The organism is Nocardia wallacei (genome assembly GCF_029869545.1).
GTDB lineage: Bacteria > Actinomycetota > Actinomycetes > Mycobacteriales > Mycobacteriaceae > Nocardia > Nocardia wallacei_A.
The window spans coordinates 1-22,474 of record NZ_JARWQD010000384.1 but is presented as its reverse complement, the minus strand read 5'-3'; the positions used below and the strand labels follow the sequence as shown (position 1 = coordinate 22,474).

Sequence of the window (22,474 nt, the reverse complement as noted above, 5' to 3'; positions counted from 1 at the left end):
TTGTTCGCCAGGTACTGCGCCTCCATCGACATCTGGCCCGAGACGTACAGCGCGATCGCGTCGGGTCCGTGCTCGTCGACGACCAGGGGGCTGACGAACTCGACCGATTCCAGGCCGAACGACTCGCGGCCGGTCCGGGTGGCGACCGCGCTCAGCGCCGCGTCGAGGTAGGCGGCGCCGGGCAGCACCACGGCACCGGCGACGACGTGATCGCGCAGCCACGGCAGATTCGACACCGACAGCTGCACTTCCCATTCCGGTGCCACCGCGGCGATCCGGTCGCCGAGCATCGCGTACCCGTCCGGCGTGCCCAGCCGGTCGAGGCTGGTCTCGGGTTCCTGGGTCCAGACGTGGCGGCGCTGCCACGGGTACCGGGGCAGCGCGGTATGCGCGGCGGTGGTGTCGATCGGGCGGGGGAGCCGTTCGCTGTCCAGGGCTCCGGCGCGGTACAGCTCGCAGAGGGCGGTCAGCAGGTTCTCGCGGTCGTCGCCGCCGCGCTGCAGGGTCGCGATCGCGCTACCCGAAACGCCCTGCTGCAACAGGATTTCGCGGATGCTGCCGCTGAGCACGGGGTGCGGGCCGACCTCGAGGAATACCCGGTGTCCCGCGGTGAGCAGCGCGTCGACGGTGTCGGCGAATCGGACCGACTCCCGCACGTTGCGGCACCAGTAGGCGGCATTCCAATCCTGCTGTGTCGCAACGTCCGCGGTGACCGTCGAGTACGCCGGGACGGTGGTGTCGGCGGCCGCGAGCGCCGCCAGTGCCGTCCGCAGTTCGCCGAGGATCGGGTCCATGAGACGGCTGTGATAGGGCACCTCGACGCGCAGCATCCGGGCGAAAACGCCGTCGGCGGTGAGGCGTTCGGCGATCTGCCCCAGCGTCTCGGCCGGACCGGCCAGCGTGACCGCGGAGGGGCTGTTGATCGCGGCGACATCGACGCCGTCGATATCGCTCAGCAGCTCGCGTGCCTCGGCCTCGGACAGGCCGACCGCGAGCATGGCGCCGGTGCCCGCCGTGGTGGCCTGCAGCCGGGAGCGGTGATAGCTCACGGTGACGGCCTCGGTGAGGGTGAGCGCGCCGGACACGTAGGCCGCGGTGACCTCGCCGACGCTGTGCCCCACCACCACCGCGGGCCGGATGCCGCGCTCGGCCAGCTCCGCGGTGAGCGCGGCCTGCAGCAGGAAATTGGCGGGCTGGGCGATCTCGGTGCGGGTGATGCGCGAGCCATCCTCCTCGCGCAGCATCTCGTCGAGAATCGACCAGCCGGACAGCTTCTCGAACTCGCGGTCCACCTCGCGGGCGACCTCGGCGGCGGGCCCGGCGGCGGTCAGCAGCTCGCGCCCCATCGCCCACCACTGCGGGCCCATACCGCTGTAGACGAACACCGGATCGGTGCTGCCTTCGGCGACCGCCCGAGCGGGAACCTGGCCGCCACCGGCCGCGAATTCGGCCAGCTGCGACCGCAGGTCGGCGGCATCGGTGTACCGGAACGCGGTGCGCAGCGGATGGTGGGCCCGCCGCACCCAGGCGGCGGAGGTCAGCTGATCGGCGGAGAACCCGTCCAGGGCAACCAGTTCCGCGGCGAGCGTGCGCAGCGCGGTCTCGTTACGAGCCGACAACGGGAACACCGGCAGTGGCGGCCCGGCCTGCACCACCACACCAGCATTTCCGCCAGGCTTCCGCCCGTAATCCATTGCGAGTCCCCGGCCTAAAGCATGCCGGGAAATGAGGTGGGTGGACTTGGGTTCGCGGGGCGTGAGGTCTGCGGACTTGGGTTCGCGGGGCGTGAGGTCGGCGGGGGCGGGGCCGATGAGGGCGTGGGCGTTGGTGCCGCCGTAGCCGAAGCTGTTGACCGCCACCAGGGGGCGGCGCAGGGGTTCCGGGGTCATCGGGACCCGCAGGTGCAGGCCCTCGAAGTCGATCTCCGGGTTGGGGTTGTCCAGGCGTAGGTGCGGGGCGATCGTGCCGTGGTGGACGGTGAGGGCGGCCTTGATGACACCCGCGACGCCCGCCGCGGCCTCGGTGTGGCCGATATTGGTCTTGACCGAGCCGACCGGCAGCGGCTCGTCGCGGCCCTCGACCGCGCCGTAGACGTTCCCGAGCGCCGTCAGCTCGATCGGGTCGCCGACCGGCGTGCCGGTGCCGTGCGCCTCGACGTACCCGATCTCGTGCGCGGCGATGCCCGCCAGGGTCTGCACCCGGCGCGCAAGCCGTTCCTGCGCAACGGGATTGGGCACCGGAATGGCCAGCGTGCGGCCGTCCTGGTTGACACCGCTGCCGCGCACCACGGCGTAGATGCGGTCGCCGTCGCGCACCGCTGCCTCGAGCGGCTTGAGGATCACCGCGCCCGCGCCCTCGCCGCGCCCGTAGCCGTCGGCGGCGGCGTCGAAGGATTTGCACCGGCCGTCGACGGCCAGGAAGCGCCCCTTGCACATGGAGATGAACGTCTCCGGCTGCAGCATGGCATTGGTGCCGCCGACGATGGCCGCATCGCACTCCCCGGCCGCCAGCGACTGCACCGCCTGGTGCAGCGCCACCAGCGACGAGGAGCACGCGGTGTCGATGGTCATGGTCGGACCGTGCAGGTCCAGCAGGAACGCGATGCGTGCCGACAGCAGGGTGTGCGAGGAACTGGTGGGGGTGTGGCTGTTGATCGCGTGGCGAACCACGTTGCGCCCCACGGCATTATCCATCATGAAGCCGCCGACGAAGACGCCGATGTCACGCCCGGAGATGCGCCCGGCCATGCCGCCGTCGTCGAGGGCCTCCCACGCGACCTCGAGCAGCAGCCGCTGCTGCGGGTCCATGATCGACGCCTCGCGCTGGGAGATGCCGAAGAAGTCGGCGTCGAACTCCCACAGCGACTGGGCGAGGAACCCGCCGTGCCGGGTGTACATGCGCCCCGGCGCGTCCGGATCCGGATCGTAGAACTTGTCCAGGCTCCACCGATCCGGCGGTACCTCGACGATGCCGTCACCCCTGCCGATCAGAAAGTCCCAGAAGGTGTCCGGACCGTCGATGCCGCCGGGAAAGCGGCAGCCGATCCCGACGATGGCTACATCGGACATTGCGCGGTCCCCTGAATATCTGCACCGAGCGGTGCGAGGCTGACTACTGCGTCACACGAGTTTGTCTTCGAACGATTAGACAGCATAGATTCGAAGATCACACGGATGGGGCGGAATTGGCGAAAGTCCCTGTCAGAAGGGGTATTCGGGGTGTCGGACGATAATTACACCGTTATTTCCAGCGCCCTGACGGTGTTATCCGCAGGTGACATCGTTATTAGTCCAAGTGGCCGGTGCGGCAACCCCCTAATCCAATTTTCCGATAACACCGTCATATTCTCGATGACATCGTTATTGCTCGAATGACACCGTTATCGCCGACCGTGACATTGTTATGGCTGTACCTTCGGCGCCATGAACTCCGGCGAATTCACCCTGGACCCGGACGCGGAGCCGATCACGGACCCGGACTGGCTGCGCGACTTCGTCGACCGCTACATCGCCGGCTGGAACGCCGGCGACGCGCAGGCGGTCGCGGACTGTGTTACCGAGGACACCCGCTGGCTCGATCCGTCGGAGGAGGAGCTGATCCTCGGCCGCGCGGGGGTGGCGAAGTTCGTGCGCGACACCGTGCGCTCGTTCCCGGATGTCGCCTACAGCCTGGTGTTCGAGCCGACCCTGACCGCGGACGGCAGGGCGGCGATCGTGCCGTGGCGGATGACGGGCACCCACCTCGGGCCGATCGACCCGCCCGGATTCGCCGGTACCGGAAGGAAATTCGACCTGATGGTGGTCGATATCTGGCAGTTCCGCGCCGGGCGGATCTGGCGCAGCAAGGCCACCTGGGACCTCAACGAGCTGCTGCTGCAGCTGGGCCTGCTGCCCAAGCGCAACGGCTTCGGCGAGCGGTTCCTGGCCCGGTGGCAGCGGGCGGGCATGCGGCTGCGCCGCCGCTCACGCACGCGACGACGCGCCGGGTGGCCTCGGTGAGGTTGCCGAACCCGTTGTGCGCGACCGTGTTACGGCACGGACGCGGTCCACAGCACGCGCTGCACCGCGCGCGTCACCGACTCCTGCACCCGCTCGGGGTCGGCGCCCATCCCGATGAGGATGTTGACGATCGAGGGCAGCAGCACCTCGCTCATCCCCGACTCGCCGTACAGCCCGGCCATGTCCAGCTGGATGAACCCGTAGAGCCCGGTCCAGAACTGAGCGGCCGCCGCGCGGGGGTTGGTGCCGTGCAGCAGCCCGGCGTCGAGCGCGCGCTGGGTCGCGCGCACGACATGGTCGAAACTCTCGGCGAAGTTCTCGAAATCGGAGTCACCCGAACCGGACAGGATGTTGCCGCGGTTCAGCTTGACCTCCGCCTTGGGCGAGTCGGTGCTGTACATGAGCCGGAACAGCTCCGGCTTGCGCAGCGCCTCGTCGCGAAAGATGAAGCCCAGCACCAGGATGTCGGTGATCGGATCATCGCTGATCGCGCACTCCTGCAACCGCGTGTTGAGCTGCGCGAAGCCCACCGAGCCGACCGCGCGCAGCAGGCCGGGCATGCCGCTGAAGTTGGAATAAATTGCCATGGTTGACACTTCACAGATCCGCGACACTCGTCGCACCGTCAATGATCCCAGCCCCTCGGTCGAGAGGAGCTGAATTGTCGCCTCGATCAATCGATCTCGTAACGAGCCGGGTAGGCCGGGGTCCGGCACCGACGCTGTTGCTCCGGTCATGCTGTTGCCACCTGCAATTCCTCGGCCGTGATGTCTTCGAGCGAACGGCGGCGGGTCTCGACGATGTAGACCACCGCGGCGGCCGCCGCCAGCGCCACGGGGAGCGCACTGATGATCGCCATGACGCTGATCGACGGGGTAGCGAAGGCCAGAACGACAAGAGCGATGACCCCGACGCCGCCGGCCTTGGTCATGGCCGCCGCGACGCCGCTGCCGCGGGAACGGATCCGGGTCGGATAGACCTCGGCACCATAGGCGACGATAACAGCAACGATCGAGCTGGAACCCCAAATCGGCACTACGAGAAGGGCGTTGAGCAGCAGGCGATGGTCGGCGACCTGATCGCCGAGCACGATGAATCCGCCCAGGGTGAGCGCGAGCAGGGCGCTGAGCACGATCAACGTCCATTTGGTGGACCGGTGGTAGCAGTAGGCGACCAGGAAGTTCAGCGGGAAGCCGACCAGCGCCGAATCGCGCAGGATGCGGTCGGCGGTCACGCCGCTGAAGCCGAGATCGCGCAGGTTCGACGGCAGCCAGAGCTGAAATCCGTAGGTGACCAGTCCGACGCCGAGGCCGAGCAGCGACAACACCACGGTCACACCCAGGAACGGGCGGCGCAGCAGCTGGCGAAATCCGTTGCGCACCTGGGCTTCCGGCTCCGGGTCGGTATGGTCGGCGGGGATGATCTCGGCGTTGTAGGTGCGCAGCACCCGCTCGGCCTCGCGGTGGCGGCCCACGGCGATCAGATACCGCGGCGATTCCGGAATCCAGCGCACCAGCAGCACCAGCAGCAGTCCGGTGGGCAGCCCGATCAGCCACATGCTGCGCCAGCTGTAGGTTTCGCCGATCGTCGACGACAGCCAGCTGGTGAGGATGTAGGCGCCCGCGATATCGCCGCCGATGAGGACCAGCAGCCAGCCGCGGTGGCGGGCCGGGATCGTCTCCGACAGCAGGGTGAACGCGATCGGCAGCATGCCGCCCGCGCTGAGCCCCATGATGAAGCACATCACGAGGTTCAGCTCGAAACTGGGCATGGCCCCGCAGATCGCGGTGCCCACGAAGAAGATTCCGGCCAGCAGGATGGCCGCCTTGCGGCCGATCCGGTCGCCGAGCCAGCCCCACAGGAACGAGCCGAGTACCGTGCCGGTGATCCCGGACAGCGGCAGCAGCGCCACCGGCAGCGCGTCGACGGTCGGATTCGCCGGTGTGCGCAGGTGATATTCGCTGCCGACGCCGGGCACCACGAACGACAGCGTGGTCGGCTTCATGACATCGATCGTGATGGCGGCGGCCATCACCAGCATCAGCAGCACGTGCACCTTGTTGATGGGCGCGTCGTCGAGCGCCCGCACCCGCATCCGGGTCACCTTGTCGTGCACGGGTTTCCGCGGGAACAGCCCATAGGTCGTCAGCGCCAGCCCGATCACGATCAGGACCATTCCGCCGATCATGGCGTTGTCCATCGGCATGCCCGCCATGTGATAGCCCATGTCCCGCGCCATCAGGTACATCGGAAGATGCAGGGCCGCACCGGCGATCGTGGCCACCAGGCCCGTCCAGAACGCCCAGGTGCGTCTGCGACCGGCCGGATCCTCCGGCGACTGGGCAACTTCGACAGCATTCATCAGCTGCATCACCGAACCTCATCCGCAAAGCCGCCCCCGCGTACGTGTTACCGGTCGGTACAGTACGAGATCCCGATCGATCTGATGGCCCGTTTCGGGAGATTCGTTTCGCAATGTTCACGGACCCCTATCGACTCGGGCGCGCTCGCGCGCTGAGCTCCCTTCTTGCCCTGCGTCTCAGACAGTCCTACCCTGACTGATATCAGAACCAGCGGTACTGGGTACTTCCAGTTCGATGAAGGGTGGCGACGCAGCCATGACCGCGAATCGAGACACGGCGATACCGAAGGCCCGGCGCATGCGCTTCCGCTTCGCCGAACCGGGCGCCGTGAACAGGTATTTCGTCCAGGGCGACATGGTCTTCAGCCATTTCGTGGCGGGCCTGTCCGGCGGCTTCCCCGCCGGGGAGGAATCGTTCATCCGATCGGTGCGCCGCGTGTCCGACCGCCTCACCGATCCCGTGCTGAAGAAGCGGGTGGCCGGGTTCATCGGCCAGGAGGCCACGCACGGGCAGGAGCATCGGCGACTCAACGATCGGCTCGTCGAGCTCGGCTATCCCATCGAGTGGCTGGACCCGAAAGGCCCCGGGCGCGAACGGCAGATCCGCTTCGAGCAGCGGCTGCCCGAACTGGTGCACCTGGCCGCGACGGCCGCCGCCGAGCACTACACCGCGATCCTCGCGCAGCGCGTGCTGACCAGTGCCGAAATCCAGTCCATCCCCATGGATCCCGAGATCCGCCACCTGCTCAACTGGCACGCCTTCGAGGAGATGGAACACAAGTCGGTGGCCTTCGACGTCTTCCGGGCCGCGGGCGGCACCGAGCGCACCCGCATCCTGACCATGCTCGCGATGCTGGCGCTGGCCTATCCGCTGACGATGATCAGCCTGGCCGCCTCGCTGGGCTCGGATCCGGTCGCCCGGCGGCGGCCGGTGACGCTCGCCCGGCAGGCGCGAGAGCTGTTCCGCGGACCGCTGTTCCGGGGCCTGGCGTGGGATCTGGCGCGCTACACCCGGCCCGGATTCCATCCCGACGACATCGACACCGGCGCGCTGCTCGAGCACTGGCAGCGCGAATTGTTCGGCGCCGGTGGCGAACTCGTCGATCACGTGAAGTAGAGGACCGCCGTCATGACTGCCGCAGAGACCAAGGCCGCGTACCCGAGGGTGCGCCGCATGCGCTTCCGCTTCGGCGGACCGCCGCCGATGAGCCACCATTTCGTCGAGGGCGATATCGTGCTGAGCCATCTGACCGCGCTGCTGTCGGGGGCATTTCCCCCGGGGGAGGAGTCGTTCATCCGGTCGGTGCGCCGTGTCTCGGACAGCATCACCGATCCCGTGCTGAAGAAGCGGGTGGCCGGTTTCATCGGGCAGGAGGCCATGCACGGACAGCAGCATCGCGCCCTCAACGAGAAGCTCGTGACGATGGGTTATCCGGTGGTGCGGCTGCTGACATTCGACTCCGGCTGCCGCCGCGAACGGCTGATCGTCCGCCTCGAGCGGCTGCTGCCCGCGGCGGTGCACCTGGCCGGGACGGCCGCCGCCGAGCACTACACGACGATGCTGGCGCTGCGGGTGCTGACCAGTGAAGAGCTACAGGCGATTCCGATGGCACCGGAGGTGCGGAGCCTGCTGAACTGGCACGCGCTCGAGGAACTCGAACACAAGTCCGTGGCCTTCGACGTGTATCGGGCCGTCGGGGGCTCCGAGCACACCCGGATCGCGGTGATGGCGCTGTTCTACACGATCACCATTCCGGGCGTGAGCGCCGCGGTGCTGCTGTCGATCCTGACCGATCCCAGCGGATGGCGTCCGGTCGCGGTGACGCGCCAGGCGATCGACGTGTATCGAGGTCCGCTGCTGCGTGGGTTGATGGTCGATCTGGCCCGGTATCTGCGGCCGGGATTCCATCCCGACGATCTCGACACCGGCGAGCTGGTGCGGCGGTGGGAGCGCGAATTGTTCGGAGCCGAAGGCACTCTCGCCGATCGCGTCAGATGACGGCCGAGGGGATCGCGCACAGGAGGGGACGGGATGCGCCCGCACGAGGTGAAGGTGGTCGAGGTGATCGCCGAGACCGCCGACGCGGTCTCGCTGGTGCTCGACATACCCGACGATATCACCGTCGAATTCGCCTATGCGCCAGGGCAATTCCTGACCGTGCGGGTGCCCAGCGCGCGCACGGGGTCGGTGGCGCGGTGCTATTCGCTGTCCAGCAGCCCGCATCGCGACCCGCGGCCCGTGCTGACCGTGAAGCGAACACCGGGCGGTTACGCCTCGAATTGGTTGTGCGACAACGTGGTCGCCGGATCGGTGCTGACGGTGCTGGCGCCGCAGGGTAGCTGCGTGCCCCGCTCGCTGGACGAGGATATGCTGCTGTGCGCCGGGGGCAGCGGCATCACACCGGTCCTGTCGATCGCGAAGTCGGTGCTCTACGCCGGGCGCGGCCGGGTGGCGGTGCTCTACGCCAACCGGGACCGCGGCTCGGTCATCTTCGGAACTCGGCTCGACGAGCTGGCGGCGGAATTTCCGGGTCGGCTGACGGTAATGCACTGGCTGGAATCCGAGCGTGGCCTGCCGACCGCGTCCGGGCTGGCCGCGCTGGCCCGGGCGCACCGGCCCGGCGAGGTTTTCGCGTGCGGGCCTGCCGGATTCCTGTCCGTGGCCCGTAATGCCCTGGCGCGCTTACGAATACCACAGCACCGCATCCACGTCGAAGAGTATCTGTCGTTGGCTGCCAATCCCTTCGAGGACGGTATCCGCCGCACGTCATCGGAGGCCGCCGGGAGCGCTACCGGCCATGCCGTCGCCGAGGTCGAATTCGAGGGCGGCACATACACCTTCGAGTGGCCACGCACGAAACGGCTCCTGGACGTCCTGCTCGAACACGGCCTCGACGCCCCGTACGTCTGCCGCGAATCGGCCTGCGGCACCTGCGTGTGCTCGGTTCGCGGCGGCCGCACCCGAATGGTCGCCCGCGAGGCCCTCCTCGACGACGAGATCGCCGCCGGTCTCACCCTGGCCTGCCAAACCCTCCCCGAATCGGACCACGTCCACATCGCCTTCGACCAGTGACCCGATCTCCTACCGGGTATCGGTGACACCTCGCATCCCGGCACTGACGACGGTGACCGGGACACGGCACTGTGCACGTCGGAGGGACGCGATGCCGAAGCTCCGGCGGCTGGTAACCGTCAGCGGGCGGTGTCGATCAGCCAGCGGCGCAGCCAGGTGGTCGCCGTCGTGCCCGCACCGTCGACCACGTAGGACGCGTAGCTCTGGTGCACGGCCGAATCGTTGAAGTCCTGCAGCTGTTGCATCCGTTCGGCGTTCGCGCTGTCGCTGAACTGGCCCTGCAGCGTCGGAATCCCACCGGCCGCCATGAGATCGTTGATGATGGCCTGGGCCTGCGCCTGATACTTGTCGGTCATGCCCGGGTCGGGTGCCGACATCTGGGCGAAGAACCCGGCGAAGCGGGCCGCGAAATCGTCTGCGGGCGTGGAACAGTAGAGATCGCCGACCGCGCAGATGCTGCGCACCCGCGGGCTCACCCAGCCGAATCCGCTCAGCCGCGGGCCGCCCGCACCGGCACCCGCGACCGCCGGTCCCACCGTCGGGTCGGCGGGGGAGCGGCGCGGGTCGGCGAGCAGGCCGACCGCGGCGATCCGGTCCGGCGGCACCACCCCGAGGCCGGTGCCGATCTCCGACGCGAGATCACCGGCGGCGTCGGCACCCTGGCTGTAGCCGATCAACGCGATCTCGGTCGCGGCGCCGCACCGGCGCGCCATATCGCCCACGAGCCAGCGCGCGCCGTCGAACGCCTCCCGCTTGGAGCGGCCGTAGACATCGCCCTCCCAGGGCAATGCGGTGGCCGCGTAGTGCACGTAGTCGGTGCGGATATTGCCCGGCAGTCCATCGGTGACCGCCGACAGCAGGCCCTCGCGCGGCTCGGCGCGCGAGGTCTCCCAGGTGCCGGGGATGGCGACGACATACATATCCGGACAATTCGGGGCCGCCTGCGCGGTAGGCGCGGCGCCCGACAAGGTGGCCGCGGTGATCGCTGTCGCCGAGGCGACCGCACCCCAGTACTTTCGCGTGGACACAGCCGACACCCCCTGGTGTGGAACGGTTCACGAGCGGTTCGCCGTTCGAGCACGGGCGAGAGGTCCGGCCGCCTGCACCGGTCGCCGTGCTGGGCCCCGCGTGCTGATGATAACCGAGCAGGCGGTCTGTCTGGGTCGCCATCGCGCCGGTGTGACCGGAAATGTCGATGCGGAGAAGGGATTCAGCCGACCACCGAGAACCACGGACGGGCCGGTCCGCCACCCGCGCGCCGCTGCCGCGCGACCGCCAGGTCGGTGGGCTGCGCGTGCAGCCGGTCGTAGCGCGCGATCTCCGCGGCGAGTTCCGGTGAGCCACACACGAATTCGTCGCGGATCGGCCCCTCGGTGCCGAGCTGGCAGACCACGCCGAGGGCGGTGAGGATCGCCCGTGCGAACGGCGTGAACTCCGCGGGCATGGTCAGCTGCCGGTTGACGTTCGACAGCTGCGGGTCGAGCGCGCGGCGCACGTGCCGGCGCAACCAGTCGGTGCTGAGCCGGAAGGTGGGGCGCACCATGGGCTCGCAGACCGCCGCCATCGCCTGGTGCGCCGCGTCGACGTCGAAACCCCGGTCGGCATCGACGAATCCGTGCCGGCGGAAGGCGGCCTCGAATTCGGCGGCGTCGCCGTTGACGGCCGCGCCGCAGATGTCGCGGACCAGCTCGTCGAAGCCCGCGCCGGGCCACGGGGTGCACGCCCCGAAGTCGAGTACGCCCAGGCGGCCGTCGGGCATGATCCGGAAGTTCCCGGGATGCGGGTCGGTGTAGAGCAGTCCCGTGCGCCGCCACGACGACAGCAGGAAGCGCACGATCAGCAGGCCGGCGCGATTGCGCTCGGCCTGCGTGCCGTCGGCGATGAGGCGCGAGACCGGTGTGCCCTCGACCCATTCGCCGACCACCACATCGCCGTCCTGGGCGATCACCGCGGGGACGAAGAAGTCCGGATCACCGGCGTAGGCGTCGGCGAACGCCCTCTGGTACCCGGCCTCGGCGGCATAGTCGAGCTCCTCGGCCACGCAGGCGCAGATCGCCTCGGTCACCGACTTCACGTCGGCGGCGGGCACGAACACGGTGGCCAGCAACGAGATTCGGCGCAGCTGGTCGAGGTCGGACAGCACCGAGGCGCGGGCGCCGGGAAACATCACCTTGACCGCCACCGGCCGCCCGTCGCGCCAGACCCCGCGATGCACCTGCCCGATCGACGCGGAGGCCGCACTGCGGGCGTCGAATTCGCGGAAGTACCACTGCCAGCTGTCGCCGAGGCTGGCCGCCATCGCCTTGCGCACGGCGCCCGGCAGCATCGTCGGGGTCGAATCCTGCAGCTGGGTGAGCGCGGTCCGATAGGGCGCCGCCAGCTCCGGCGGCAGCGCCAGCTCGTAGATCGACAGCAGCTGCCCGAGTTTGGCCGCGCACCCCTTGAGCTCGCCGAGCACCTCGAAAATGTGCTGGGCGGTACGCACCTGGATATCGAGTTCGACCTCGGCGGCCGGACGGCCCAGCGCGCGGCGCCCGGCACCGGCGGCCTGCCGCCCGGCGTAGGCGACCGGGAGCGCGGCGAGCTTGGCGTTGCGGACGGTCGTGCGCGCCGGGGGAATTCCCTTGGGGCGGCGGGTGAACGCGCGCTTGCCGCCATCGGAACGTTTGCCGTTCGATGGCTCACCCACGCGTCGGACCGGCATTTCTCACTCCATTGTGTGCGCGTCCCCGCCGATGAACGCACGTGCAGTTTGGCACATGAGAGCTTAGACTGTCTGGGACGTATCCGAAAGTTGTGGAAAGGTGACATGATGGGAGCCCAGACGGTCGTCGCCGACGTCGCCGACGTGCTTGCTCGTCGCGTCGCGTCCGGGCAGTACGCTCCCGGCGGCCTGATGCCGTCTGTTCGCCAGGTCGCCGAGGAGTTCGATCTCAATCGCGCTACCGCACAGCTGATTCTGGGCCGGTTGGAGTCCTACGGATTCGTCGATGCGCACCGCGGCAAGGGATTCACCATCCGCGATGTGCGTGCCGAGGGCGGCGTCGAGGTGTACGGGCGGCTGTTGCGGATGTCGATGGACACCCCCGAGATCGCGGCGGAGATGTTCGCCGACATCGTCGAGGAGGAGCGCGGCATCGTGCTGGGCGCGCTGCTGTCCTACACCCACGAGGAACACGGCCACGATCCGGCCGAGCTGAAGGTCGCCATCGATGAACTGGAGGCGTTGGCGCGCAGCGAGAATCCCGACCGCAGTCGGCTGTTCACCATCGAGCTGGGCCTGGTGCGCCGCCTCGTCACCGCGCTGGGGCAGACCATGCAGCGCGCGGTCCTGAACTCCATCGGCGAGATGGTGCTCGAGGTCCCGGAGGCCGTCGAGGCGTTCTACGCCGTCTCCCCGGACCTGCACGTGCTGGTCTGGCGCGGCCTGGCGGCGGTGTGGGAGTCCGACTCCGGACCGACCGAATCGCAGCTGGCGCTGTTCGAGGATCTGTTCGGCATGTACCACGACAAGGTGATCGCCCGCTTCGACGAGCTGGTCGGCGCGACGGAGCAGGGCGCGCAGCGCGTCGCCACCGCCTGACCCTCGTCTGAGACGCCCGGAGGACGCCGGACCGGCAGTGGTTCGCCGGCGCCTGCTCCGGAGGTCGTGTGGCTCAGTACTTTCCGAACAGCACGGCGGCGTTGTGCCCGCCGAACCCGAACGAGTTGTTCATCGCGAACTCGACATTGCCGTAGCGCGGCTTGCTGTGCACGATGTCGAGATCGACCTCGGGGTCCTGGTTGTCGAGGTTCAGCGTCGGCGGAATCACCTGGTCGCGCAGCGAGAGCACGGAAATGATCGCCTCCAGCGCGCCGACGGCGCCGACGGAGTGGCCCAGCGCGGACTTCGGCGCGTACACCGCGGGGTGGGTGCCGATCGCGGCGGCGATGCCCTTGGCCTCGGCCAGATCGCCGAGGCCGGTGCCGGTGGCGTGCGCGTTGACGTGGTCGACATCGGCCGGGGAGACGCCCGCGGTCTGGATGGCCCGCCGCATGGCGCGCGCGCAGCCCAGCCCCTCGGGGTCGGGGGCGACCATGTGGTAGCCGTCGGCGGTCAGCCCGGCGCCGAGCAGCCGCGCCAGCGGCTTCGCCCCGCGCGCCAGCGCATGCTCCTCGGATTCGAGCACCAGCAGCGCGGCGGCCTCGCCGAAGACGAATCCGTCGCGATCGCGATCGAACGGGCGGGAGGCCTTCTCGGGCTCGTCGACGCGGGAGCTCAGCGCCCGCGCCATGGAGAATCCGGCGATCGCCATCGGGTTGATATAGCCCTCGACGCCGCCGGCGACGATCATGTCGGCCTCGCCGAGGATGATCGAGCGCCACGCGTGCACCAGCGCCTCGTTGCCCGAGGCGCAGGCCGAGACCGGCGTGACCACGCAGGCCCGCGCACCGATCTCCAGGCCGACCACCCCCGACACGCCGTTGGGCATGCTCATCGGCACCGCGAACGGCGAGACCTTGCGGTAGCCGCCCGCGCGCATCGCGTCGTTGGCCTCGACGATGGTGTCGGCGCCGCCGAGGCCGGTGCCGATGATCACCCCGAGCCGGTCCTTGTCGACCTCGGGCTCGCCGATGGTCTTCCACACCCGCTTGCCCATCGCGTACGACATCTGCTGCACGTAGCACATGCGGCGCTTGCGGATCCGCTCGAGGTCCTGGGTCGGGTCGTGAATCAGCTTGCCGCCGATGGCATTCGGAAGCTGCTTGTCCACGATCTCCGGATCGGTCAGCGTTTTGATGCCGCTGGCCCCGGAAAGCAGGGCATCCCAGCTGCTTTCGGTGTCCTTACCGATCGACGTCGTCATCTCTACGGCGGTTACCACGACATTGCGGAAACCTCCGGTGCGAGTGGAGAAACTTTCGAGCTCATGCACGTTGTTCGAATCCTCACTGTCAGTCCACAGACCCGGACACGGTGGCGTCGGCGCACCGGGAGCGACGTCGTTGTCGAGGGTGGCGCTGGACGCGTGCCTGGGTCAGCCTAGCCCGGATGACGGGGACCAGCAGACTCGACCGTATCCGCAGGTCGCGTTTACCGCCGTACGCTCCGGGAGCACGGAGACACGCCGATCGTTATCTGAGCGTTTGCTCGTGGCGATACGGTGGAATGTCTCCGGTACTACCGGCCGCGCGGCGGCGGCCGGACGGGCGAGGAAAGGTCGGGCCCGAGATGATACTCACCGCTGCTCAGGATGTTGTTCGCGTCCAACTGGAGAATCCGGGGACGGAGTCCCCGCCCGGATCGGGTTCCCACGTCGAACTATTGCGCCATCTTGTCTGGGTTCATGTCCTTGCCACGGTGGTCGCGGTGCTGTGCTGGGTGCGGATGGCCCGGGGCCGCGGCGCGGGGCGCGGTCGCGTGGTCACGGTCGCCGTGGGTGCGGTCCTGATCGGGCTGGCCTCGGCCGGGGCCGGTGCGGCCCTCGAGGCGGCGCTGCGGTGAGGCGGTGGCGCGAGGGCGGCCACCGATCGCGCGGTGCGGCCGCGGCGCGCCCGGTCGCGCGGGTTCAGTCCATGGCGGTCCGCATCGCGCGCAGATCGCCGAGGAACTCCGCGTAGGCCCCGTCGCGATCGGGTGCGCGCAGGACGGCCGACGGATGCACCGTCGCCGCGGCGCGGTAGTCCTCGAGTGCGATCACCTCGCCGCGCTGGCGGGTGACCCGGAACGAGGGCCCGAATATCGACCGCGCGGCCACGGCGCCCAGGCACACCACCAGTTCGGGCCGCACGACTGCCAGCTCGGCCTCGAGCCAGGGACGGCAGGCCACGATCTCGGTCCGGCCGGGCTGCTGGTGAATGCGCCGCTTGCCACGTTCCTCGAACTTGAAATGCTTCACCGCATTGGTCAGGTACACCATGCTGCGGTCGATTGCGGCCTCGGCGAGCGCCCGGTTGAGCAGCCGCCCGGCCGGGCCGACGAACGGCTGGCCGACCACGTCCTCCCGGTCACCGGGTTGTTCGCCGATCATGACGACACGGGCATCGCCCGGGCCCGCCCCGAATACGGCCTGGGTGGCGTGCCGGTAGAGGTCGCAGCCGCGGCATTCGCCCGCCGCCTTGCGCAGCGTCTCCAGATCCGCCCCGTCGGGAATGTATTCGCTGGCGGTCATCGTCCACTCCTCCCGTTCTCCGGCTGCTGCGCCGGATACCCGGGCCCACGCGACGGAAACGATGCACGGACTGCACGGCCGCAGCCGATGCCGGGCCGCAGCGGGTGCCGCGGGTCAGGTGCGGCGGACGAAGTTCGGGCGGATATCGGGGTCGGGCGGGTCGTAGTAGCGGTGGAAGGTCGGTGTCAGCGCGGCGGACATGGGCGGGTTGATCCACGACCAGTCGGTGGGGCAGCGGCGCCCGGCGGCGCGCTCCCGCTCGACGTGTTCGACGAACTGCCTGGCCACCGTGTGGTGGTCGACCAGGTACACCCCGGCCTGCCGATAGCTGTGCAGCACGGCCACATTCAGCTCGACCAGCGCCCGGTCGCGCCAGAGCGTGCGCTCGCTGGCGGTGTCCAGGCCCATCCGCTCGGCGATCACCGGCAGCATGTCGTACCGGTCGGTGTCGGCGAGATTGCGGGCGCCGATCTCGGTGGACACGTACCAGCCGTTGAACGGCGCGGCCGGATAGGTCACCCCGCCGATCTCGAGATCCATATTCGACACCGCCGGGATCGCGGGCCAGCGCAGCCCCAGCTCGGCGAACCAGCGGAAGTCGGGATGCTCGAGGTGGATCTCGCCGACCAGCTCCCGCGGCACGTCGAACCAGCGCAGCGGCTCGGTGGGGGTGCTGATCAGGACGGGCAGCACATCGAACGCGGTCCCGGCGCCCCACCAGCCGAGCTTGCGGGCGAGCTCGGTGAGCGCGACATTGGCCGGGTCGCCGAGGACGCTCCCGTCGGGGCGGCGATAACCGGCATAGCGGATGAGCTGCGGACTGATGATCCGGAACGGCAACCGGTCGGGCTCGGCGGGCGGGCCGACGGTCACCAGGCAGCGCAGCGTGCGGCCGTGGCGGGCCCGGCGCAGGTGCTCCCAGCAGGCGTCGGCGAGTTCGGCCGCGTTCGACGCCGAGCGCGCGTCGATGACGTCGAGCGAGCGCCAGTGCATGCGGCCCACGCAGCGATCGTGGTTGCGCCAGGCCAGCCGGGCGCCCATGCAGATCTCGTCCAGCGTCTGGCGGTAGCTGCCGGATTCCCGCAGCTGCGTCAGCGCGGTGCGGCGGCGCTGTTCGGGGAGGTGGCCGAGTTCGGGCCGGGAGAAGAACTCGTCGCACTCGCGCAGGCGGCGCGACAATTGCCAACCGGCCGGTCGTTTCGCTGTGAGTATCGGGACGTCGGCGGGATTCAGTTGTGCTACAGGGCAATTCACGACACATCTCCGGACGGGGACGGGTGTGCTCGGTGGACGCTGAGCGGGCGCCGCGGCGCTTGCTCCAGTGTTGCACCGACCGGTGGCCGATGGTGCTCGAATCGTGATGTTCGCGTGACTCGACGGCCGCGCGGGCGATAGCGACGCGGGGCCGCCAGCTGGTCAGCTAGACGTAACCTTCGATAACACGTACCCTGCGGGTGAGCCCGGTCGCAGACGTCCGGGTCTGATGACACACGAAACGAGTACCTCAATGGCGCGGCATGTCGACGTACTGATCATCGGCGCGGGTCTGTCCGGCATCGGAATGGCCTGCCACCTGACCCGCGAGGGGACCGGGCGCAGCTACGCGATCCTGGAGCGGCGGACCGCCATCGGCGGCACCTGGGACCTGTTCCGGTATCCGGGCATTCGCTCCGATTCCGACATGCTGACCTTCGGTTACGGCTTCCGTCCCTGGCACGGCACCAAGGTGCTGGCCGACGGCCCGCACATCCGCCGCTACATCGCCGAGACCGCCGAGGAGTACGGCGTCACCCCGCACATCCGCTTCGGCCGCACCGTCACCCGCGCGAACTGGTCGAGCGCCGAGCAGCTGTGGACCGTGACCGCCCTCGACGAACAGACCGGCAAGACCGAGACCTATACGGCGAACTTCCTCGTCGGCTGCACCGGCTACTACGACTACGACAACGGCTACCGCCCGAAGTTCCCGGGCGAGGAGAACTTCCGCGGCCCGATCGTGCATCCGCAGCACTGGCCCGAGGACCTGGACTACCGCGGCAAGCGGGTGGTCGTCATCGGCAGCGGTGCCACCGCCATCACGCTGATCCCGGCGATGAGCGACGACACCGCGCACATCACGATGCTGCAGCGCTCGCCGACCTACATCATGGCGCTGCCGTCCGACGACCCCGTCGCGGTCGGCATGAAGTACGCGAAAATGCCTGCCGCCGTGGCCTATCGGACGGGCCGCGCCCGCAATATCGCGCTGCAGCGCGCCAGCTTCCAGCTCTCGCGCACCAGCCCGAAGCTGTCGCGGCGGCTGCTGCTGGCGGCGGTGCGCGCGCAGGTCGGGCCGACGATCGACATGCGGCACTTCAGCCCCGGCTACAACCCGTGGGACCAGCGGCTGTGCGTGGTGCCCAACGGCGACCTGTTCAAGGTGCTGCGCAGCGGGCGGGCCTCGATCGTGACCGACCGGATCGACACGTTCACCGAGACCGGTATCCGGCTGGAATCGGGGGAGGAGCTGGAGGCCGATATCGTCATCAGCGCCACCGGGCTCAACGTGCAGATGCTCGGCGGGGCCGCGCTCGAGCTGGACGGCGAGCCGGTGTCGGTGCGCGATCGGGTCGCCTACAAGGGCGCGCTGCTGGGCGGCATTCCGAACGCGATGGTGGTGATCGGCTACACCAACGCCTCCTGGACGCTGAAGGCGGATCTGGCCGCGGAATACTTCTGCCGCCTGCTCAACCACATGCGCGACCACGGCTACAGCACGTTCGAGGCGGTGCCCGAGCCCGGCGACATCTCGACGCAGTCGCTGATGGGCGGCGCGCTGACCTCCGGCTACATCACCCGCGGCGATGCGGTGATGCCGCGGCAGGGCACCCGCGGCCCGTGGAAGGTGATCAACAACTACTTCCGCGACCGCGCGCTGCTGCGCAAGGGACCGCTCGAGGACGGCGTGCTGCGCTTCGCCAGGAGCAGGTCCAAGGCCGACGCCGTCCCGGAAACGCGTACCGCCTGAGCATCGTTCTGATCGGTATCGGCCCGCTCAGCGCAGCGGGACCGACCAGCACAGCACGGTCCCGTGCTGCCCGTCCTCGGTGACCGCCGAGACCGAGAACCGGCCACCGGCCGATTCTGCACGGTGTGCCAGATTGCGCAGACCGCTCCGCGTGACCTCGTCGGGGATGCCGCGGCCGTCATCGGTGACGGTGACGGTGAGGTCGTCGGCGATCACGATCGCGACCTCGATCGTCGTCGCGCCGGAGTGCCGCACGGCATTGCTGACCGCCTCGCGCACGACGGCCTCCGCGTGCTCGCCGAGTTCGGCGCCGACCACCAGCAGCGGCCCGGACACGTGCAGTGACGTCCGGATATCGCTGTCGTCGGTGTGCTGGCCGATGGCCTGCTGCAGGCGCTGGCGCAACCGGGCCCCGGAGCTGCCACCGTGCAGGTCGAAGATCGAGGTGCGGATCTCCTGCACGACGTCCTGCAGATCGCTGATGGCGTCGGTCAGCCGCACGCGCACCTCCGGCGTGCGCACGCGCGGCACCGTGCCCTGCAGTCCGAGCCCGATGGCGAACAGCCGCTGGATGACATGATCGTGCAGATCGCGCGCGATGCGGTCGCGGTCGGAGAGGATATCGAGCTCCCGCATCCGCACCTGGGTGTCGGCCAGCTGCATGACCAGCGCCGCCTGATCGGTGAACGCCGAGGCCAGATCCAGCATTTCGTCGTCGTACGGCGCCGATTCGGGGTGGCGCACCGTGATCAGCACCCCGAAGGCGGCATCCGGTGTGTGCAGCGGCAACACCAGCTCCGGCCCGGCACCGGGGATCACGGAGATTAGTGGCACGGTGCGGACGTCGTCGATCCGCCGCGGGGCGCGCCGCGTGAACGCCTCGCCGATGATGGTGCCGCGCACCTCGACCGGACCGTCGGGCCTGCCCTCGGGCGGCCCCGCGTACTGGGCGATCACCAGCTCGCCGACCTCGTCGGGAGGGGTATCGGTATCGGGCGCGACGGCCAGCACCACCCGCTCCGAGCGGGTCAGCTGCCGCACGTTCTCCACCAGGTGCGACAGCACCTCCTGGGAGTCGGTACCGGCCAGGAATTCGGTCGTGACATCGCCGATGGCCTCGATCCAATCCCGCCGGGTGCGCGCGGACTCGTAGAGCCGCGCGTTGTCGATGGCGATACCGGCCGCCGCGGCCAGCGCGTGCATGATCAGCTCGTCGTCCTCGGTGAACCGCTGGCCGCCGGACTTCTCGGTCAGATAGAGATTGCCGAAGATCTCGTCGCGGACGCGGACGGGGACCCCGAGAAAGGTGCGCATGGGCGGATGATCGGCCGGGAACCCGACCGAGGCCGGATGGTCGGTGAGGTTGTCCAGGCGGATCGGTGTCGGCTGGCGGAACAGCAGCCCGAGGACGCCGTGTCCCTCGGGTAGGTCACCGATCTGTGCCTTGGTCTCGGCGTCGATGCCGTGGTAGATGAACTGGCTGAGCTGCCGGTCGTGGCCGCGCACGCCGAGTGCGCCGTAGCGGGCGTCGACCAGGCTGGTCGCGGTGTGCACGATCGTGGTCAGGGTGCGGTCCAGGTCCAGGCCGGAGGTGACGGCCAGCATCGCCTCGACCAGCCCGTCCATCCGGTCGCGCACATCGATGATCTGCTCGACGCGCTCGCGCACCTCGCCGAGCAGCTCCCGCAGGCGTAACTGCGACAAGGTTGCGCGCACCGAGTAGGAACCCGCTCCCTCGGTCATATCTCCGATTCCCGATCTCTGGACGCGCACGGACCTGTCAGCTGCAGTGTATCGGGACGTCACGGCGGTACTCGCGGGAAATGACAGGGTCGGCGGCGGCGACACGCGGCACGGCCGACCCGACCGGCGGTCCCCGCAACAGAGGGCTATGTGCCCTAGCGTTCGGCGGCAATGTGATGCACGGTGAAGCTCGGGTGCCCGGTGTCCTCGACTGGAGGCGATCATGAACAGCCTGGAGCGGCAACTACTTTCGTGTCTGGACGCGCTGCGAGAGTTACCCAGCCCCGGCAACGTCCGCAGCGTACGGCGTGCCGTCCTGGCGTTGCGGACCGCGGCCGACGAGCTGGATCCCGCGGACCCGTACGAGCGGGGCGTGGGCAAACTCTACGAATACGTCGACAGCTCGAGCCGGGCCGCGGTGGCCGACCGCCTGCACTGGCTGTCCGGGTCTCGCGCCGACTACGAGAACGAACTGGGGACGGCGCTGGCGGCCGCCCGCCGGGGCGGGTCGGTCTACGCGCTGTCGTGCCAGCGCGACGCGCTCGGGCGGCTGGGCGAGCGCATCGAGGCACTGCCGCCGCAGGACCGGGAACCGTTGCGCTGCCTGCTTTCCTACGTGTACATGAAGAGCCGCCAGGCGCTGGACCTCGCGGTATGCAGCGACTGGGGTGTGCCGTCGATGCGGTACCGCCTGGAGATGGGCCGCGAGAACCCGACGGTGGATCCGTTCGACACCGCAGCGGTGTCGCGGCACGGCGACCTCGCCGGCGCGGGATCCTGACCGCGCTCAGTTCGCCGTGCTCTCGGTCCAATTCGCGGCGCGATGACCCGTGCGCAGTTTCGACGCGTACACCGCCGCCTGGGTGCGGCGTTCCATGCCCAGCTTGGCCAGCAGCCGCGAGACGTAGTTCTTGACCGTCTTCTCCGCCAGGAACATTCGCTCCGCGATCTGCCGGTTGGTGAGCCCGTCGCCCAGCAGATCCAGCAGTTTGCGCTCCTGTTCGGTGAGCGAGGCGAGGGGGCCGTCGGGCTGAGTGCTGCGGCGCAGCCGTTCCATCAGCGCGGCGGCGGCGCGATTGTCCAGCAGTGAGCGGCCCGAACCAACGGCCTTGATCGCCGCCGCCAGCTCCATGCCCTTGATGTCCTTGATGACGTAGCCGCTGGCGCCCGCGAGGATGGCGTCGAGCATGGCCTGCTCGTCGGTGTAGGAGGTCAGGATCAGGCAGCGCAGCTCGTCGAAGCGCGACAACAGGTCCCGGCACAGTTCGATACCGTTGCCGTCGGGCAGCCGGACGTCGAGGACCGCCACGTCCGGGCGCAGCGCCGGAATCCGGGCCAGCGCGTGTGCGACATCTCCCGCCTCGCCGACCACCGTCAGCGCCGGATCGCCCTCGAGCAGATCGATCAGGCCGCGGCGGACGATCTCGTGGTCGTCGACCAGGAACACCTTGATCATGGTGAGGTCCAATCCGAATGCGGCAGGTGAGGTCACGATAGTCGGTGGGCCGGTGCGCGGGGTACGGCCGAAGGTCACATTCCGTGGTCGAGCAGGTATCGGCCGACCCGGTGGTCGCATCGGCGAGATACCGTCATCGATATGAGAAAGCGGGGCGATCCGCCGCCCCTGCCCCGATTCCGCGAGCTGGCCGAGCGCATGGCCGCCGACCACCGCCGCCTGCTGGAGGATCTGGTCGCCCGGCGTCAGGCCGCGGGCCTGTCGCAGACCGAAATCGCCGCCCGGATGGGCACCTCGCAATCGGCCGTGGCCCGGCTGGAGACGGGGCAGGTGGATCTGCGCATCTCGACGCTGGAGCGCTACGCGGCCGCGACCGGCAGCTATCTCTCTTGGCGGCTGCACTGCGGCGACCGGTGAATGCCGCCGCCGCCCGGGAGGGTGCGTGCGAGGGTCGAATCCCTATGGGCAGTAGGGGATCGGGCACCGCCCGGGCAGGCGGCTGGGCGCCGCGGCCCCCCCCCCGGGGGGGTAAAAAAACCGGCCCCCCGCCGCGGGGGAACCCCCCCCCGCCGGGGGGGGGGCGGACGCGGCGGGGGGGGTCTGCTTTTTATTCCCCCCGCGGGGGGGCCCGCCGGCGCCCAGCCGCCTGCCCGGGCGGTGCCCGATCCCCTACTGCCCATAGG

General features: G+C 69.3%; 19 protein-coding genes. 9 read left to right on the top strand and 10 right to left on the bottom strand.

The window, feature by feature from the left end; genetic code table 11:
• A partial coding sequence (locus QH290_RS36250) for a type I polyketide synthase (protein ID WP_280387901.1) occupies positions 1-3,068 on the bottom strand: 3,068 nt, incomplete at its 3' end.
• Positions 3,069-3,422: 354 nt separating this feature from the next.
• Between QH290_RS36250 and QH290_RS36245 the strand changes: the two genes are divergently transcribed.
• Positions 3,423-3,998: an ester cyclase gene (locus QH290_RS36245; protein WP_280265036.1), complete on the top strand. Its 576-nt coding sequence runs from the start codon at positions 3,423-3,425 to the stop codon at positions 3,996-3,998.
• Between the two features lie 29 nt (positions 3,999-4,027).
• Here the strand turns inward: QH290_RS36245 and QH290_RS36240 are convergent, their stop codons facing one another.
• Together QH290_RS36240 and QH290_RS36235 are read right to left on the bottom strand one after the other, a co-directional pair.
• Positions 4,028-4,735 (bottom strand): TetR/AcrR family transcriptional regulator, encoded by a 708-nt coding sequence (locus QH290_RS36240; protein ID WP_280265035.1) that lies wholly within the window; start codon positions 4,733-4,735, stop codon positions 4,028-4,030.
• Positions 4,732-6,369 (bottom strand): MFS transporter, encoded by a 1,638-nt coding sequence (locus tag QH290_RS36235; protein WP_280265038.1) that lies wholly within the window; start codon positions 6,367-6,369, stop codon positions 4,732-4,734. Before QH290_RS36235 ends, QH290_RS36240 begins: the two co-directional genes overlap by 4 nt.
• Before the next feature lie 247 nt (positions 6,370-6,616).
• Between QH290_RS36235 and QH290_RS36230 the strand changes: the two genes are divergently transcribed.
• Genes QH290_RS36230 through QH290_RS36220 form a run of 3 tightly spaced genes read left to right on the top strand, consistent with a single transcriptional unit; the run spans position 6,617 to position 9,433 of the window.
• A complete protein-coding gene (locus QH290_RS36230) occupies positions 6,617-7,477 on the top strand; it encodes a metal-dependent hydrolase (RefSeq protein WP_280265034.1) in 861 nt (286 codons plus the stop codon).
• Between the two features lie 12 nt (positions 7,478-7,489).
• The gene (locus QH290_RS36225; RefSeq protein ID WP_280265033.1) at positions 7,490-8,359 is read left to right on the top strand and encodes a metal-dependent hydrolase; all 870 of its coding nucleotides are present in this window, start codon (positions 7,490-7,492) and stop codon (positions 8,357-8,359) included.
• A gap of 33 nt (positions 8,360-8,392) precedes the next feature.
• Positions 8,393-9,433: a ferredoxin--NADP reductase gene (locus tag QH290_RS36220; RefSeq protein WP_280387899.1), complete on the top strand. Its 1,041-nt coding sequence runs from the start codon at positions 8,393-8,395 to the stop codon at positions 9,431-9,433.
• Between the two features lie 119 nt (positions 9,434-9,552).
• Here QH290_RS36220 and QH290_RS36215 read toward each other — a convergent pair whose 3' ends face one another.
• Both QH290_RS36215 and QH290_RS36210 read right to left on the bottom strand, forming a co-directional pair.
• Positions 9,553-10,461 carry a cutinase family protein gene (locus tag QH290_RS36215; RefSeq protein ID WP_280387897.1) on the bottom strand — a complete coding sequence of 303 codons (909 nt, stop codon included), beginning with the start codon at positions 10,459-10,461 and terminating at the stop codon, positions 9,553-9,555.
• A 182-nt stretch (positions 10,462-10,643) separates the two neighbouring features.
• The gene (locus tag QH290_RS36210; protein WP_280268329.1) at positions 10,644-12,137 is read right to left on the bottom strand and encodes an ABC1 kinase family protein; all 1,494 of its coding nucleotides are present in this window, start codon (positions 12,135-12,137) and stop codon (positions 10,644-10,646) included.
• A 105-nt stretch (positions 12,138-12,242) separates the two neighbouring features.
• Here QH290_RS36210 and QH290_RS36205 point away from each other — a divergent pair, with 105 nt between their 5' ends.
• Positions 12,243-13,016, top strand: a complete 774-nt coding sequence (locus QH290_RS36205; protein ID WP_280268328.1) for a GntR family transcriptional regulator — start codon at positions 12,243-12,245, stop codon at positions 13,014-13,016.
• A 73-nt stretch (positions 13,017-13,089) separates the two neighbouring features.
• Here QH290_RS36205 and QH290_RS36200 read toward each other — a convergent pair whose 3' ends face one another.
• Entirely contained in the window at positions 13,090-14,349 is a 1,260-nt protein-coding gene (locus QH290_RS36200) for a KasA/KasB family beta-ketoacyl-ACP synthase (protein ID WP_280268327.1), read from the bottom strand.
• Positions 14,350-14,774: 425 nt separating this feature from the next.
• Between QH290_RS36200 and QH290_RS36195 the strand changes: the two genes are divergently transcribed.
• Positions 14,775-14,918, top strand: a complete 144-nt coding sequence (locus tag QH290_RS36195) for a hypothetical protein (protein WP_280268326.1) — start codon at positions 14,775-14,777, stop codon at positions 14,916-14,918.
• Between the two features lie 64 nt (positions 14,919-14,982).
• Here QH290_RS36195 and QH290_RS36190 read toward each other — a convergent pair whose 3' ends face one another.
• Positions 14,983-15,585: a UdgX family uracil-DNA binding protein gene (locus tag QH290_RS36190; RefSeq protein ID WP_280387895.1), complete on the bottom strand. Its 603-nt coding sequence runs from the start codon at positions 15,583-15,585 to the stop codon at positions 14,983-14,985.
• A gap of 114 nt (positions 15,586-15,699) precedes the next feature.
• Positions 15,700-16,764 carry a nitric oxide synthase oxygenase gene (locus QH290_RS36185; protein WP_425301753.1) on the bottom strand — a complete coding sequence of 355 codons (1,065 nt, stop codon included), beginning with the start codon at positions 16,762-16,764 and terminating at the stop codon, positions 15,700-15,702.
• A 328-nt stretch (positions 16,765-17,092) separates the two neighbouring features.
• On the opposite strand from QH290_RS36185, the gene QH290_RS36180 reads away from it, so the two are divergent.
• Positions 17,093-18,592, top strand: coding sequence for a flavin-containing monooxygenase (locus QH290_RS36180; protein ID WP_280387893.1), 1,500 nt, complete (start codon positions 17,093-17,095; stop codon positions 18,590-18,592).
• 27 nt (positions 18,593-18,619) lie between these two features.
• On the opposite strand, the gene QH290_RS36175 is transcribed toward QH290_RS36180, so the two are convergent.
• The gene (locus QH290_RS36175; RefSeq protein WP_280387891.1) at positions 18,620-20,335 is read right to left on the bottom strand and encodes a sensor histidine kinase; all 1,716 of its coding nucleotides are present in this window, start codon (positions 20,333-20,335) and stop codon (positions 18,620-18,622) included.
• A gap of 223 nt (positions 20,336-20,558) precedes the next feature.
• Between QH290_RS36175 and QH290_RS36170 the strand changes: the two genes are divergently transcribed.
• The gene (locus tag QH290_RS36170) at positions 20,559-21,116 is read left to right on the top strand and encodes a hypothetical protein (protein WP_280387889.1); all 558 of its coding nucleotides are present in this window, start codon (positions 20,559-20,561) and stop codon (positions 21,114-21,116) included.
• A 6-nt stretch (positions 21,117-21,122) separates the two neighbouring features.
• Here the strand turns inward: QH290_RS36170 and QH290_RS36165 are convergent, their stop codons facing one another.
• Positions 21,123-21,791, bottom strand: coding sequence for a response regulator (locus QH290_RS36165; protein WP_280266511.1), 669 nt, complete (start codon positions 21,789-21,791; stop codon positions 21,123-21,125).
• Between the two features lie 141 nt (positions 21,792-21,932).
• On the opposite strand from QH290_RS36165, the gene QH290_RS36160 reads away from it, so the two are divergent.
• On the top strand, positions 21,933-22,208 hold the full coding sequence (locus tag QH290_RS36160; protein ID WP_280266507.1) for a helix-turn-helix domain-containing protein: 276 nt from the start codon (positions 21,933-21,935) through the stop codon (positions 22,206-22,208).
• Positions 22,209-22,474: the final 266 nt, after the last annotated feature.

What these genes read in the sequence shown, in the direction of transcription:
- QH290_RS36170 (WP_280387889.1), top strand. Translation starts at nt 20,559, where the DNA reads ATGAACAGCCTGGAGCGGCAACTACTTTCGTGTCTGGACGCGCTGCGA.
- QH290_RS36240 (WP_280265035.1), bottom strand. Translation starts at nt 4,735, where the DNA reads ATGACCGGAGCAACAGCGTCGGTGCCGGACCCCGGCCTACCCGGCTCG.
- QH290_RS36230 (WP_280265034.1), top strand. Translation starts at nt 6,617, where the DNA reads ATGACCGCGAATCGAGACACGGCGATACCGAAGGCCCGGCGCATGCGC.
- QH290_RS36205 (WP_280268328.1), top strand. Translation starts at nt 12,243, where the DNA reads ATGATGGGAGCCCAGACGGTCGTCGCCGACGTCGCCGACGTGCTTGCT.
- QH290_RS36235 (WP_280265038.1), bottom strand. Translation starts at nt 6,369, where the DNA reads ATGCAGCTGATGAATGCTGTCGAAGTTGCCCAGTCGCCGGAGGATCCG.
- QH290_RS36175 (WP_280387891.1), bottom strand. Translation starts at nt 20,335, where the DNA reads ATGACCGAGGGAGCGGGTTCCTACTCGGTGCGCGCAACCTTGTCGCAG.
- QH290_RS36180 (WP_280387893.1), top strand. Translation starts at nt 17,093, where the DNA reads ATGGCGCGGCATGTCGACGTACTGATCATCGGCGCGGGTCTGTCCGGC.
- QH290_RS36165 (WP_280266511.1), bottom strand. Translation starts at nt 21,791, where the DNA reads ATGATCAAGGTGTTCCTGGTCGACGACCACGAGATCGTCCGCCGCGGC.
- QH290_RS36220 (WP_280387899.1), top strand. Translation starts at nt 8,393, where the DNA reads ATGCGCCCGCACGAGGTGAAGGTGGTCGAGGTGATCGCCGAGACCGCC.
- QH290_RS36210 (WP_280268329.1), bottom strand. Translation starts at nt 12,137, where the DNA reads ATGCCGGTCCGACGCGTGGGTGAGCCATCGAACGGCAAACGTTCCGAT.
- QH290_RS36225 (WP_280265033.1), top strand. Translation starts at nt 7,490, where the DNA reads ATGACTGCCGCAGAGACCAAGGCCGCGTACCCGAGGGTGCGCCGCATG.
- QH290_RS36245 (WP_280265036.1), top strand. Translation starts at nt 3,423, where the DNA reads ATGAACTCCGGCGAATTCACCCTGGACCCGGACGCGGAGCCGATCACG.
- QH290_RS36190 (WP_280387895.1), bottom strand. Translation starts at nt 15,585, where the DNA reads ATGACCGCCAGCGAATACATTCCCGACGGGGCGGATCTGGAGACGCTG.
- QH290_RS36160 (WP_280266507.1), top strand. Translation starts at nt 21,933, where the DNA reads ATGAGAAAGCGGGGCGATCCGCCGCCCCTGCCCCGATTCCGCGAGCTG.